Annotated in this window: 10 protein-coding genes and 1 pseudogene; 10 read left to right on the forward strand and 1 reads right to left on the reverse strand. The window is 42.2% G+C overall.

Going from position 1 to position 15191, the window contains the following annotated elements:
* The first annotated feature begins 277 nt into the window (after nucleotides 1–277).
* A complete protein-coding gene (locus ACFVQB_RS10730) occupies nucleotides 278–3757 on the forward strand; it encodes a glycoside hydrolase family 2 TIM barrel-domain containing protein (RefSeq protein WP_379438144.1) in 3480 nt (1159 codons plus the stop codon).
* 241 nt (nucleotides 3758–3998) lie between these two features.
* Nucleotides 3999–4814, forward strand: coding sequence for a putative phage abortive infection protein (locus tag ACFVQB_RS10735; RefSeq protein ID WP_379438147.1), 816 nt, complete (start codon nucleotides 3999–4001; stop codon nucleotides 4812–4814).
* Between the two features lie 22 nt (nucleotides 4815–4836).
* On the opposite strand, the gene ACFVQB_RS10740 is transcribed toward ACFVQB_RS10735, so the two are convergent.
* Nucleotides 4837–6396, reverse strand: a complete 1560-nt coding sequence (locus ACFVQB_RS10740) for a stalk domain-containing protein (protein WP_379438150.1) — start codon at nucleotides 6394–6396, stop codon at nucleotides 4837–4839.
* A 198-nt stretch (nucleotides 6397–6594) separates the two neighbouring features.
* Here ACFVQB_RS10740 and ACFVQB_RS10745 point away from each other — a divergent pair, with 198 nt between their 5' ends.
* The 8 genes and pseudogenes from ACFVQB_RS10745 (at nucleotide 6595) to ACFVQB_RS10780 (ending at nucleotide 15135) form a co-directional block, all read left to right on the forward strand.
* Nucleotides 6595–6843, forward strand: a complete 249-nt coding sequence (locus ACFVQB_RS10745) for a hypothetical protein (protein ID WP_379438152.1) — start codon at nucleotides 6595–6597, stop codon at nucleotides 6841–6843.
* Nucleotides 6844–7581: 738 nt separating this feature from the next.
* Nucleotides 7582–8295 (forward strand): DUF4183 domain-containing protein, encoded by a 714-nt coding sequence (locus ACFVQB_RS10750; RefSeq protein WP_379439612.1) that lies wholly within the window; start codon nucleotides 7582–7584, stop codon nucleotides 8293–8295.
* A gap of 82 nt (nucleotides 8296–8377) precedes the next feature.
* Complete coding sequence (locus ACFVQB_RS10755; RefSeq protein ID WP_379438155.1) at nucleotides 8378–8662, forward strand: DUF4183 domain-containing protein; 285 nt, start codon at nucleotides 8378–8380, stop codon at nucleotides 8660–8662.
* Nucleotides 8663–8915: 253 nt separating this feature from the next.
* Nucleotides 8916–10115 carry a WXG100 family type VII secretion target gene (locus ACFVQB_RS10760; RefSeq protein WP_379438158.1) on the forward strand — a complete coding sequence of 400 codons (1200 nt, stop codon included), beginning with the start codon at nucleotides 8916–8918 and terminating at the stop codon, nucleotides 10113–10115.
* The gene (locus tag ACFVQB_RS10765; protein ID WP_379438161.1) at nucleotides 10112–10597 is read left to right on the forward strand and encodes a hypothetical protein; all 486 of its coding nucleotides are present in this window, start codon (nucleotides 10112–10114) and stop codon (nucleotides 10595–10597) included. The genes ACFVQB_RS10760 and ACFVQB_RS10765 overlap by 4 nt, the downstream gene beginning before the upstream one ends.
* A gap of 231 nt (nucleotides 10598–10828) precedes the next feature.
* Nucleotides 10829–11304 (forward strand): annotated as a pseudogene (locus ACFVQB_RS10770) (NgoFVII family restriction endonuclease); the annotation flags it as partial.
* Between the two features lie 317 nt (nucleotides 11305–11621).
* A complete protein-coding gene (locus ACFVQB_RS10775) occupies nucleotides 11622–11966 on the forward strand; it encodes a helix-turn-helix domain-containing protein (RefSeq protein ID WP_379439643.1) in 345 nt (114 codons plus the stop codon).
* A 160-nt stretch (nucleotides 11967–12126) separates the two neighbouring features.
* Nucleotides 12127–15135 carry a type I restriction endonuclease gene (locus ACFVQB_RS10780; protein ID WP_379438164.1) on the forward strand — a complete coding sequence of 1003 codons (3009 nt, stop codon included), beginning with the start codon at nucleotides 12127–12129 and terminating at the stop codon, nucleotides 15133–15135.
* Nucleotides 15136–15191: the final 56 nt, after the last annotated feature.

The following is a 15191-nucleotide window of genomic DNA, read 5'->3' on the forward strand; positions in this document are numbered from 1 at the left end:
AATTTAAAAAAGCTACCGCCTGCAAAATACAGACAGCAGCTTAAAGAAGTTGCCTAACCTTTTTTTTAAATGTCCTTTACAGAGGGTACAATTTATATCTAAAGCGGGACCTTTTTTTTCTTCAATCTGCTCAAAAAGTGACGTATAGAGACGGTCAGATGGTATAATCGGGTGAAGTGTTATTGTCTCACCAAGTTATTTTCGAAAAGGTTTTCGGAAGATGGTCTATTTTTGTTTGTAACCGCAATCATAATACACACAGAAAGTGAGAGCTGAGATGAATCAGAAAAAGCTTTTTACGGATGGATGGCAATTTGCCAAAAGTAAGCTGGAGGTTACGGAGCCTGCGGGGTTAACGTTTGAACCGGTAGAGCTTCCTCATGATTGGCTGATCTATAATACGCTTGAACTGTATGAGGACAGCATCGGATGGTATCGCAAGACATTCCCATATACGAAGGATGAGCAGCAGCTTCTGCTTTGTTTTGACGGGGTGTACATGGATTCTTCCGTATATGTAAACGGTCAGCTTGTGGGGGAATGGAAGTACGGCTATTCGGCTTTTGAGCATGAGATCACGAGTGCTTTGGTTGAAGGTGACAATGAAATTGTAGTCAAAGTTGTGCATCAGAGTCCCAACAGCAGATGGTATTCCGGGGCCGGAATTTACCGCAATGTGTGGCTCAAAACGAGAGATCGGAATCATATCGTCACAGACGGTACCTATGTATCGATTCAGCAGCAACCAGAAGATTGGCAGGTTGAGGTGGATACGGAGCTAAGTCTCAATCAGAACGCACAACTTGTGCACACGATTTGGTATCAGGGTAAGCAGATCGTAACCAGCAAAGCGGACGTTACGGTTACAGCGGGTAAAGACACCGGACATGGAGAGATACAGTCCAACAGCCAACAGCTGACGGTCGATCTTCCGAAGTTATGGAGCCCGGATGAACCGAATCTGTATGATCTGGTAACAGAACTGCAAGTAGCTACAGGTGAGCAGGGCTATGAGACGATCGAGACCGTAACACAGCGGATTGGCTTCAGGGATATCAAGCTGGATGCGAGCGAAGGATTCCACCTGAATGGGGTCAAGATGAAGCTGAACGGCGTGTGTGAACACCATGATCTCGGTGCGCTTGGGGCTGCTTTTAACCTGACGGCGCTGCGCAGAAGATTTGTGCTTTTGAAAGAAATGGGCGTTAACGCCATTCGGACCGCTCATAACATGCCTGCCAAAGAGTTCATGGAACTTGCGGATGAGATGGGTATGCTGATCGTTTCGGAAGCGTTCGATATGTGGGAGAGAGCCAAGACTCCTTACGACTATGCGAGATTTTTCCCGGAATGGGCACATACCGATGTGAAGAGCTGGGTGAAGCGTGATCGTAACCATGCAAGTCTGATCATGTGGAGTATCGGTAACGAAATTTATGATACCCATGCAGATGAGCGGGGGCAGGAAGTGACTCGCATGCTGATGGAGTATGTACTGGAATTCGATCCAAAAGGGAATGCAGGCGTGACCATCGGTTCGAACTACATGCCGTGGGAAAACGCGCAAAAATGCGCCGATATCGTGAAGCTCGCAGGCTATAACTACGCGGAAAAATACTACGACAAACATCACGAAGAACATCCGGACTGGATTATCTATGGTAGTGAAACGTCGTCTGTGGTGCAGAGCCGTGGGATCTATCACTTCCCGTTCGAGCAATCCATACTGGCAGACGATGACGAGCAGTGTTCGGCTTTGGGTAACAGTACGACAAGCTGGGGCGCGAAGTCCGCAGAATATTGCATTTTGGCGGAACGGGATACTCCGTATTCCTTGGGGCAGTTCCTGTGGACCGGATTTGATTATATTGGAGAGCCGACACCGTATCATACGAAGAATTCGTATTTTGGACAGCTGGATACAGCAACGTTCCCGAAAGATTCCTACTACATCTACCAAGCAGCCTGGACCGATTACAAGAAAAGTCCGATGGTTCACCTGTTCCCATACTGGGATTTTAACCCTGGTCAGCTAATCGATGTACGCGTGTGCAGTAATGCGCCGAAGATTGAATTGCAACTGAATGGCAAGACGATCGGCACGTATGATATCGACCATGCGAAGGGAACTCAGCTGGCAGGCTGGTGGAAAGTGCCATATGAAGAAGGCGAGCTCAAAGCCATCGCTTATGATGAAAATGGCAACATTATCGCAATCGATGTGCAGAGATCCTATACAGATGCGAAGCAGCTTCGTCTGCAAGCCGATCGGGAGCAGTTGCAGGCGAATGGTACAGATCTTATTTTCGTGAAAATCCAAGTGGAAGACGAAGCAGGCAATCCAGTGCAAAATGCAAACAACCGCGTGCAGGTCCAGGTGACAGGTGCAGGCCGTCTGTTGGGTCTGGATAACGGAGACAGCACGGACTATGATCCATACAAAGGTCTTAGCAGAAGATTGTTCAGTGGCAAGCTGATGGCAATCATCGGGGCAACGAACGAATCGGGAACGGTGAAGATCGAGGTGACTTCGGAAGGATTGGAAAGTGCAGTTGCCGAGTTCGAATCGCGAGCTGTTGCAGGCGCAGGAGATCGTACCTTCGGTGATTCCGGGACCGCAGGAAGCCAGGAGCAAACCGTACTAATGAGTAATACGGAACGTCCGGTTCTGACGGGACGCGCGCAGGAGATTCCTTTGCGGAAAATCGAGATTATCAGCGAAGGTGGACAGCTATTCGATCCATCGAAACAGCAGATGACGGTGAGCGCCAAGCTGTATCCGGAGAACACATCCTATCGCGATATCGAGTGGGCGGTTGTGAACGATGCAGGGATCGAATCCAACATTGCCAAGGTCGAAGCCAACGGTCTGGAAGTCAACGTATTCGCTCTGGGCGATGGGGAGTTCCGACTTCGCGCGACGAGCAGTAACGGTACGGATAAAACGAAACTCATTTCCCAACTGGAGTTCAAGGCAACAGGTCTGGGCACGGCTTACAAAGATCCATACGGTTTCATTACGGGTGGACTGTACGATTACACTAAAGGAGATGTCGGTAACGGCAATGAACGTGGGGTAGCGACAAGCCGGGATGGAGAGACACATGTGGGCTTCCGCAATATCGACTTCGGGCCGTACGGCTCCGACACGATTACGATTCCGATCTTTGCGTTGTCCAGTGAAGAGTACTTTATTCAGATCTGGGAAGGCATGCCGGATGAAGAGGGAAGCACACTGCTGGCAGATGTGGTGTATGACAAAGAATCCAGATGGAATGTGTATCAGGAAGAGACGTATCATCTGTCCAAGCGGCTGAGCGGGATTACGTCGATCTGTTTTGTACTGAAGCAGAAGATTCATATCAAAGGCTTTTCATTCGAGCGCCAGAGCCGGGCATTCGAGCAGAATACGGCTGCATCATGTGAACATCTCTACGGGGATACATTCAAGATCAAGGGCGATCATGTTGAGGGGATCGGAAACAATGTGTCGCTGGAGTTTGAGAACATGGACTTCACGGCAGAAGGTACGTCGAAGCTTGTGATCTATGGCCGTTCGCCAATTGATAAAAATACGATTCATATCCGCTTTGCAGGTGAGGACGGACAGAGCAATCAGCTGGTTGAGTTCACACAGTCCGATGGATATGAGGAGCGGGTGTTTGAGCTTGAGCAGGTAAAAGGTGTGCAGAAGGTGACCTTTATCTTCCTGCCGGGTAGTCAGTTTGACTTTGGCTGGTTCCGGTTCGAGAAGTAGGGCGAGTAGGGCGCATGATATAGCAGTTCAGGGATAGTGATGAATTATTCAAGCCTCTTCAGGTCAACGTTGTTCGTAAAGAACAGGATGTTGATCTGGAGGGGATTTTTAATTTTAGATGTCTGCAGTCGGTATTCAAGGAATACAGATCAAAGTAAATCTCCTTGTTCAGGATGGTCACATTGCTTGTTGTTATGTATAATTTTCCTGAGAAACTTACCTAAAGGAGAAAAATATACATATGAATCGTCTTAAGTCGAGTGTTAGAAAGTTTATGTTAGAAGATTTGGATTCAATTAAAAAACAAGACAAGCCGAATGTTATTGTGAACTTTAAAGCAATTTTATTAGGATTTTTAATTATCTGGATTCTATCAGGAGTAATTATTTATTATTCAATTTCGGAATGGGAAGATAGGGGAACATTCGGCGATATGTTTGGGGCAATCAATGCACTTTTCTCTGCTTTTGCTTTTGGAGGATTAGTGTATACTCTCTTCATCCAAAGATATGAGTTGAGTTTACAAAGAAAAGAGTTGGAGATGCAACGTTTGGAAGTGGCTCGTAATGGGGATCAATTAGAACAACAAAAAAATGTAATGATCCAGCAAAGCTTTGAAAACACTTTTTTTAAAATGATCGAACTCCATCACAATTTAATCGAATCCATGAATGATAAACCTTATGCGGGAAGAAGAGCCATTGAGAAACTACGAGAGTTTCTCGATGCTGAATTGATACGTGCTAATCATAAGCGTGATTTGAATAAAACAATAGAAAATTTTCTTAGCCTTAAAGGTCGGCACATTAAACATTACCTTAATAACTATTATTGCATACTTGAATTGATTGAGCAGTATGGTCTAAACACAGAAGAAGATTTGAGAAATTCAAATTACACTCGTATTGCGCTTGCGCAATTATCAGAAGACGAGAGATTCTTGATTTTTTATACATTGGGGTACAAGAGTGAGACTAGATTGTTTTTGGAGAAATTTATTAATCTAAGGGAATTGAATCAATCTGCTCGGCACCATTATGAGTGGATGATTTCTTAGTTATTAGAGTGACGGATAACCGTCACTCTTTTTTATTAGCATCGTCAATGGTCAGCATAGCTTCCTCTGGATCCCAGGAAACGTTCAATCCCAAACCACGTAATACCTCAAAAGGCACTGTAGTTGCTCCAGAGTAATTATTTATGGGTTCAGGTAGCTGCATGACTTGCTCCCCAGACGTATCTGCGGAAGTTATAACATACTGTGTTTCGTGAGGGAGGATGGTGATTGTCCGATTGTCATATTTCAACGTATAGTGGTCCAGACTACCTTCCACCTTATGAATCTCAAATTCTGCTCCGAGTGCTGCGGCGATTGCTTTGATTGGCAGTTGCACGGTCTTAGGCGTTTCAACAGCGGCATACATTGACTGGAACAGCTCACCGTTCAGATATACATCTGTACCCATCTTGGCTTGAACGGGTTTGTAGACCATGCCTCCTGATGATGTTGCAGGTGCACCCGCTTCTTCGTATTTATCACTTCCCCAGCCCCAGACGGTTCCATCTGAAGATAAGGCAAGACTGTGGTGATAACCAGCTGAAATATCAGTAATGCCGGATAGATGGTTTACTTTGCCTTCTTTGCCGTTCACGCTCCTTCCGTAGCTGTACACCTCACCGGATGTCGTGAGTAATAACATATATTGTGTATTTCCATCCATCTTCTTCACCTTGAAGTCGTAATGAAAAGAGAATGCTTTCCCTTTCTCGTCCAAACCCCAGACTTTCCCGTTCTTATCCAGTGCAAGCAGGGATGTATCTGTACTTGTGATCGAAGATATGTTGGTCAAACCTTTTATCTTGGTAGGTTTGGACAGGACTTTACCGGGTTCGTCGGGCTCGTTCCACGTCCATACGGAGCCATCTTTCTTCAGAGCATATCCATGCAGACCTACAGATCCAACCTGGATGATATCTTTCAGTCCGCTGATTGCATACGGTTTACGTACGAAATCAGAATCGATTCCTTGAGCGCCAGGGCGCTGCCATGACCAGACCGTCCCGTTCTGGAGAAGGGCAACAGTGAAAGAACCAGTCACCACATCCTTCGCAGAGTTGATGCTTTCGACTTTGCTGGGCAGTTTACCAGCACCCCATTCCCAGACGGTTCCATCCGCCTGAACAGCTGCGTTGATTCCACCACCAGCAGCTGAAATGGCTATTACATTGGATAGTTCCGGTATGCGGATTGGACTAAATGTATGACGATATCGAACCTTTTCGCTCACACCCAGCTCTCCCCACAAATTACGGCCCCAGGTCCAGACCGACCCATCACTTCTCAAGGCGATTGTGTAATAATTAGCTCCCTCTACAGCGGTATAATGTAGTTTCTTCTCAATGCTTGATGCAGTCGATTGCGCGGATGTGTTACTGGAGGACTGCTGCACGTTAGTGGCTGCGTGAGTCGTTGGCTCAGCTGTCAGCTCCATCAGCAGGCTTGACGCAACTAATGCGGCAGCCATTGCAATGGCGAATCGACGGGATGATTTACCTTTCCCATTGGGTCTATGATTCAAGCGTGAAGTGGAGCGTCGTTTTTCTTTTGCTGTATCATCGGATGGGTTAACCGAACGCATGGGTATCGCCTCTTTTTCGAATGAGATGGACGTGAATAATGCATTGCTATATAAACACTTTATGTAGAGTTGAAGTTACATACAAATGATAAAAATTCCTTTATATTGAAGATCCGTGCTGAGTGTGTTTAAGTTTTTTCTAACAGCAAATACGTAACATGTACGGAGCCTTTAGCGTCGTAAACATGAGGTGATTGGATGAAAAGAGTACTGCTCACGCTTTCGTTAGTTTTAATGTTGTTAACAGCCTGTGAGGCAAATGATCAGACAGTGGATTCTCAAGTAATCATGAATTCATTTCCGGAAATTATTGAGCCACATAACCCTGAGCAAGCGGAGCAAAGCGGGGATGTCGTTGTGTTTCTCGAAGGCATGCGGAACAGGGATAAGTGGAATACATTTGTGAAGAATGTGAAGAACAAACAGCAGGACCAGGTTACGTGTTAACCGGTTGTGAGAAGGAAGGAAGTTCCTTTCCTATTCCCAAGCTATGAGAGCGATATCTAACCGTAAATATTTGAGATATGTAATTATTCATGCTGTAAACCAAAACGATCCTGCGAAGTCGAGGCTTTGCAGGATCGTTTTGCTGCCAGCTAAACATTACAAGCCGAGGGTTTATCCATATAAAGTGTTGTTGGACAGTTCAATCAGATTACCGTCAGGATCACGCTGACCACCATCCCGAACAAAGTCATTCCGGTGGAAGGTATGGCGCTCCTACTCGGCGTAGATCACTTCATGTCGGACTCCTATAAATTAGGAGCAACTCTGTCTTTTTTTATTGGGCCTCCTCTATAGTTATTCGCACACTCTCTGAATGTGCGAATGACATATACATAGGGCATACACACTGTGTGCCTTGGCCTAAGGAGAGTGACCGTTTTGAGGTATCTGAATAAGAGGATAGCTACGTCCAGCAAATTAAGGTCCAGACGTCCAACACCAAAATGCAGAAACAAATCCCCAGAAAAACGCAGGAAATGTCATATGATCCGTAAACCTTGCCGGAGAAAGCGCCGCTCCCTCCGACCGCAGCGTCCCATAAGACAACTGAAAATAATCTTGGACAAAAAAGTTATTGCTTTGCCGAGGGGGATTGGCGTCAACCCGGCATTTGCGGAGCCCGAGCCCCGGCTTGCTCCGGTGAGACAACATGAAACGGAGACGGTCGGACCGCCCGGAATGCAAGGTCTAGTGGGGGAGCAAGGCGTTAAAGGTCCCGCCGGCCCTCCCGGCGAGCACGGCCTACCGGGATTTTCCGGAGCCCAGGGGCTCGTCGGCCCTCCCGGCGAGCAGGGCCTGCCGGGTCTTCCCGGAGCGCAAGGCCCCGCCGGCCCTCCCGGAGCGCAAGGCCTCGCCGGCCCTCCCGGAGTGCCTGGCCTGCCGGGTCTTCCCGGAGCACAAGGCCCCGCCGGCCCTCCAGGTGAGCAAGGCCTGCCGGGGCTTTCCGGAGCGCAAGGCCCCGCCGGCCCTCCAGGTGAGCAAGGCCTGCCGGGGCTTTCCGGAGCGCAAGGCCCGGCAGGCCCCCCTGGTGAGCAGGGCCTGCCGGGCCCTCCAGGTGAGCAAGGCCCACCGGGTAGCGTTCCCGGAATTCAGATTATTTCTACGGTAAACCGTTACTTCTATTTTCCAGACACCGATCTGGATTTATCGGACTCGGTTACGGTCCCTGCCGGGGAATTCATAAATGACGAAGGCGGTAGCGTAACCGAATTTGCCGGAATAGGACTTACCAGTTTCAACAATCTTTATATAAACGGGATCGTCCAGCCCGGCAACTCATACGACGTAAGTGCTGACATGTTGTTTTTTCCTTCACAAAGCGGTGTGCTCTTTGCAGGGACGCCGATCATTTTTGAGACAATTCAACTAACAGCCAATATAACAAATGGCTGAATTTGGTCAAACCTCCTCGTGACTTCGCCTTCACTACTCTCGAATCTACCACATATACTATGTCAGGTAGGAGGTGAGAACCATGCCACTCGTGACACCATTTCAGAACAGTTTAAGATTCGCTGCAACCATTGGTGAAGGAACGGGTACCGGAGCAACGTTTGCGATTGCCGCGACTGCTTTTACAAACGACGCCGGTACAGCTGCAACAGCATTTCCAGCTACGTTCAATTATTACAATTTTTACGTTAACGGCATTATGCAAACGGCGGATACATCCTCCGTTACAACCACCACGATTACGATTCCCGGAGGCGACGCACTAAATGGAGGAACTCCAGTTGTCGTACAATTCGTAGTGTCTTAACGCTTACCTGAATCATGCTGAATCATTATCTTGTTCGGCTTCTATCTGTGATAGAAGCCGTTCTTTTTTTTGTATAAGACATCAGTCGACTCAAGGTATTCATGCACTAATGCGCAAAATAGCTGCCTAAGGGATGTTGCCCAATTACCGGATAATCGAGGAGAAAATGAATCCTCCGTTTGATTCCAATTCCCTTTCTGACTTGTTAAAATTTAGGTACATATACTACGGTCAGGTTGGCGGTGAATACGGAATGCAACGAATTGAGGTACATCCCGATGTATTAGAGGAAAAAGCCCGGTTGGTTCAGCAAAAGAAGCTGGAACTGGAACGAATGGTAAGGGAACTGGAAAAATCCATATACCTGTTGCAATCCGATTGGTCGGGCGTGACAGGGGAACGTTTCTTCTGGGATTTTATGCAGGTGAAAGAAGTGTTCCCGGCTACACTGGGTCTTTTGGATAAAATTCAGAATGAATTTATTTTTATAGCGAAGAATTTCAGAACAGCGGATGGTTCGGGTGAGGTTGCTCTATATATACCTGAAGAGCTGAAAAGAAATTTCGGTGTGGGGTTGCTAGATAAATCAGTGGGAGAAACAGTAACCGGAATGGGTCAGACGGCGGAGGCGCTCTTTTATGATCCATTCGGCACGGTCGCCAGTGTGGCCTATGGGCTGACTTTGGGGAAAGTGGTTGACGTTGGACGAGGTATTGGATTCGCATGGGATGCAGCCTGGGGCACGGGAACGGCGAGGTCTGATATAGAGCAATTTGTGGATGAGCAGAAGAAGCAGATTGATGAGAGCGGAGCAGGGTATTACGGTGGAACGATGACGGGCCAGGCCTTGGCCTATGTTTTATTTGGCAAAGCCTTTCGTTCGATGGATGATAAGCATAGCGATCTGGGTGGATCGGGTGGAGGTAAGCCGGAGCATGGGAAGGGAAATGGAGGGACTAATGATTTAAAGTTAAGAATGGAAGGGAATAAAACTATATATTCTAATCCATTCGGTAATGAAATATCATGGAATAATCAAGGAACTAAAGACATAGAAGCTATTATTGAAAAAAATTTAAAAAGCACAAGGGCAGGAGATGTGCTAGAAGGAAAGGTAGCGCAGCTAATAAAAGAAACGGGAAGACTAGAAGGCACTGGTATAGAACTGAAAATGCAAAATAAAAAAAGGGCAGGAGATATAGATGTTTTAACAGACTCTCACATTATCGAGGTTAAAAAGTCCTTGAGTGCTTTAGATGAAAAACAACTTGATAAGTTAACAAATCCATCTAATGATAAATATTTTAATTTTGATAACAAAGAAGTTATTTTCTATATTGAAGATGTAACTGTGAAAAACAAAACTCAGGCGGATTTAGTTAAAAAATTAAGCGATCTAGATATAAAATTAATAAGCTCGTTAGATGATTTGAAGGAGGTCATGAGTAAGTGAGTTCAATAATAATTCTAAAAAAAATTACAAATTACTCTCCAGAACAGACACTTAAGAACTTTAATAATGCAGCCGAAAAAGCCGATATGCATAGTTTTCATTTGAAAATTGATATTGATACGGATAACAACTTTCTTTCTGCAGAAGGTACATTGTCTGAGGTAGATGAAGTAACGTTAATGAATACTGAGAATGAAGAGGGTATTAGGTATTTTTCTTTTAATGTGAATAGAGTTGTAGAAAATTCATATGATAGTTTCACTTGGCTTACTCAAGACGAAAATTACTTCTGGGCTATGGATATTGAAAATATAAATCATGAATACGAATTTATTTATAGGTTCGTTGTAGAGTATTTTAAAGATAATGTTGAAGATTATTTATGGTTTGATGATGCTGATTGGTATTACACCGCTGACGATATTTTAAAATTAAGTCAAATGCCATATGACCCTGAGTGGTGCAGTAAAAAAATTGTGTGAGGGTATTTATTCTCTAATGGTAAATGAGTCTAAAGTTATTCACATCTATGAAAAAAAACAAATAAGTAAAGCACTTCTACCAGACCACAAGTAGAGGTGCTTTTTGCTATTTATCCAAACAACTAATGAATTCTTCCACATGTTGGACGATAATATAGAAGAAGAACTTTTAGTTATTCATGTACATAACGACCCATCCACAACCATCCTACACTCACACGAGGTATTTTCATGAAACAAGGCATATATGAACAGCTTATCAACACCATCACCAGGCAGGAGATTTCGGCGCTTGACCCGGATGTGTATAACGTTGGAACCGAGAAGCTGGATGCGAGGCGCGCAAGCTGCTGTCCACGTATTTGGCTGCGGTGACGCGTCGGGCACTGAAGATTGTGCGAGAGCAGACGGAAGATAGTACGGCAGTACTCGCACAGATCCGAACGTGTAATGAGATTATCGCTACATTGAAAGATACGCTGGGTGATGAAGAGTACAACGAATTGCAGCTGGATGAGCAGGGGGAAGTGCTGACCCATGTGTATTCCAAGCTGAACAGCATTCGTGCGGTCCGGGATACCAAAATCGTTCGTCCAGATACGCCGATCTCCCAAAGCTCATTGTTCACAGGTGCGAAGTCCGAGCCGAGTATGTTACTTGAGTTGCAAAAGGAGATCGTGACAGTGGATCGGATCGATTGGCTTGTTTAGTTTTACGTTTACTGGGCTTTGATACCCCTTACTTGAATTCATATCGTATGGTTTTACATATATGATTTGGGAACGTAATGTTGCAGAAAATGAACTTTGATAAAAAACACTTTTCCACGCAATTTCCCTATCACCACATTCTTGATTACACCTGAATTCCCATTCATTTGGTTGATACTCCTTTCATTAGTTAAGATTATCGTTATTTTAGATCTTATAAAATCTATTTATAATATTAAATATATTCTATGTGGGTATTTTAGCATTCACATTTATTGCCTACTCTTATATGAGGGGTGAAAATATTGGGGAATATGTTGACTATAGTCGGTGAACGTATCCGTTATCTAAGAAAAAACCGAGGGATGACTCAAGAACAGCTTGGTGAAAAAGTTGGACTTCCTCAATCTTATATTGGTGGAATTGAAAGAGGAGAAAAAAACATTTCACTTGATACTTTGGAACGAATTATAAGTGCACTAAATATTATTCCAGAGGAAGTTTTCCAAACGCGGAAGGACACAAATAATTTTGAAAAAGAAAAACGAATTGACATGATTTCGCTCAAGTTATCTGAACGTGACTTAGATGAAATTGAAATAATCCAAAATCTGGTATTCGATATTTTGAAAGCATTCGATAAACGATATAAGAAATAATTAATGACCAATGCCTCCCCTAATGGATAACCATTTGGGGTTATAGCATTGGATCATATTTAACTTATACTCGACTTGTATCGAATCCTGAATAGTAGGAAGTGAAACTTGTAATTTTTTAAAGTGGTTGTAATAATCAAATTTTCGGACAGGAGAAAAAATGAAGCATAATGAAGACTCAAGGGTAAAAATTCCAGCGTTACTACACTTTTTGAGACTCGGTTATACATACCAAAGTAAAAAAAATGTTCAAATCGACCCTAAGAACAATATATTTATTGAGATATTTAAACAATCCATAAATACTATTAACAATAAAGAACTTGACGACAACGCCATAAAAGAGTTGATAAAGGAAATTACTTATTTAACAGAAAATAATAAAGATAAGGGAAAATCATTCTTTGAAAGATTGCTTGCCTTCAACTCATTGAAAATAATTGATCTAAAAAACCCAATAAAAAATGATTTTCGCGTGGTTTCTGAATTAACATTTAGAGGTGAGCGGGATGAATTCAGACCTGATATCACTATTCTTATAAACGGAATTCCATTAGGTTTTGTTGAAGTTAAGAAGCCAAATAACCAGAAAGGTATTCAAGCTGAATTTGAGCGTATGAAATATAGATCTAACATTGAGGATTTCATACCTTTTTTTAATCAGTTTCAAGTTCTTGGTTTCTCTAATAATATGCCATATGATGATAATGCTCGAATAAAACTACAGGGAAGTTTCTATACTTCACCTAATGGAACAAAGTCTTCGTTTAACAATTTTAGAGAAGAAAATGAATTGCCGGTTATTGAGTACATCGATGAGAATTTAATCGATTTAGTTCTAAAAGATAATAACCTCATGTCAATTAAAGAAACTGCTGAGTTTGAAACAAATCTAAAACCAGATTCACATGTTAATAAATTTATTACATCTATTTTTTCAAGAAAGAGGTTAATTTTTTTTATTAGGTATGGGATTGTTTATGTTGATTCCCCAAGAGATGGGCTACATAAACATATTATTCGTTACCCTCAATTATTTGCTATTGATGAACTTATTAATAAAATCAGAAATGGCCTAAAGCGAGGAGTTGTATGGCATACTCAGGGTTCAGGAAAAACTGCACTCGCTTATTTTCTAAGTAATGCACTTAGGGATTACTATCAAAAGTATAATATAATCACTAAGTTTTACTTTGTTGTTGATAGATTGGATCTACTTCACCAAGCTTCTACTGAATTTGTAAGTCGTGGATTAACTATTGCTAATATAAACTCTCGTGAGGATTTTAGGGATAATATTAAGTCGCCTACCATTGTGTCCACGGGTTCTCAAGAAGGTAAATATATTGAAACTATGAATGTAGTAAATATTCAGAAGTTTTCAGAAGATTCCACGGCTCCAATCGAAATCAACAAGAACATTCAGCGTATTTATTTTCTGGACGAGGTACATCGAGGTTATAAACCCAAAGGGACTTTTTTAGCGAATCTATTAGGTTCTGATGCGAATGGTATTTTTATTGGGTTAACTGGAACTCCGATTTTAAAAGAAGAATTCAAGACAACGGATATTTTTAGCGACTATATCCATAAATACTATTATAACAAGTCGATCGCTGACGGGTATACCCTGAAAATTAAAAAAGAAAATATTGCAACGCATTTTAAACAGGACATTAAAAATTTATTGGGAGTTAAGAATGAAGATAAAATTCCCTCTAAAGATTGGGAGGCAGTAACAAGATCGCCTATGTTTATTAAGAAGCTGGGCGAGTATATGGTAGAGGATTTTAATCTCTTCAGAAATGTTCAAAAAGATAAAACCCTTGGTTTTATGATTGTTTCTACATCTTCAGAACAGGCAAGAGCTATTCAAGAATGGTTTAGTCAAAATAGTACCTTGAAAACTGCACTTATACTTTATGACGAGGAAGGAAAAAAGGAGAAGCAAGAGGATTTTAGAGGCAAACGTAATAAAAATGAAGAAAATATTATCGAAAGTAAATATGACGGCGTAATTGTATTTAATATGCTTCTTACAGGATTCGATGCACCGCGCTTAAAAAGATTGTACTTATTAAGGGAAATAAAAGAGCATTCGTTACTACAAACATTGGCAAGAGTAAACCGTCCATATAAAAAAATGAAATATGGCTACATTGTTGATTTTGTAGATATAACTGAAGAATATGAAGAGACCAATCGAAGATACATTCAAGAGCTAAAATCAGACATGATTGAAGATGATAGTGAAGATGTAGAAGACCTATTCATAAATGTTGAAAAAGTAAAGGAACAAATCCAATCAATTGAAAATAGGCTTTTTAATTATATGGGAAATATAGAAAATAATTTAGAAGCATTCCAAATTCAATTGCAACCTTTGAGTGAAAAAAAATTAAGAGAAATTAAAGCGGATTTATCAGAATATAGAGAGTGCTACAATGAGTTAAGGATGAGTCACGAAGACATTTCAAAAATCCCTATAGACAGAATTAGTAAGGCTTTTTATGAAGTCTCAAATCGTATTAATCTAAAAGTTTTAGAAAGATATCTTGATGATGATGAGCATGAAGATGACGATTTTAATGAAATTGATTTCACTAATCTCATTGTTGAGTTTCTGAAAACTGGAGAGATTGATTTGGAATTTACAACTGAGAATGACATTCTTGAAAGAGTAAATCGAATTCAAAATACCTTTTCAGCAAACACTGATCAAAATGATCCTCAGTTCTACGAACTGAAAAAGAGATATAAGGATATAATTCGCTCATTCCGTGACCAAAAAGATACGACAGAAAAAACAAAGAAGGTTATAGAAAAACTTGATTTATTGTTAAATGATATTCTTATTTTAAATGCCCAGAATAACGGTCTTACCTCAAGATATAATGGTAATGATTCTTGTATGAGAATTCACAAAAAAATCTTGCGGAACTATGGTGCGAATTTAAATGACAGTATAGTCTACCAAGTAATATCTGATGTAATCATAGATATGGAAACTCTTGTTGGACATATACACAGACCAACAAAAGTAGTTGTCTTGCACCAAATAAGAAAACCAATTCATCGTGCATTTAAAAAGCATGGAAAAATATTGTCCTTACGCCAAGTTGAATCAATCGCCGAATACTTTGTTGACGATCAATTTATTCACGGATAAAATAGATCCCCCTCGTATTATTTCGAGGGGGATTTTACCTATTAAATTCTTAATGT

The sequence above is a fragment of the Paenibacillus sp. NPDC057886 genome, assembly GCF_042796655.1.
Classification (GTDB): domain Bacteria; phylum Bacillota; class Bacilli; order Paenibacillales; family Paenibacillaceae; genus Paenibacillus.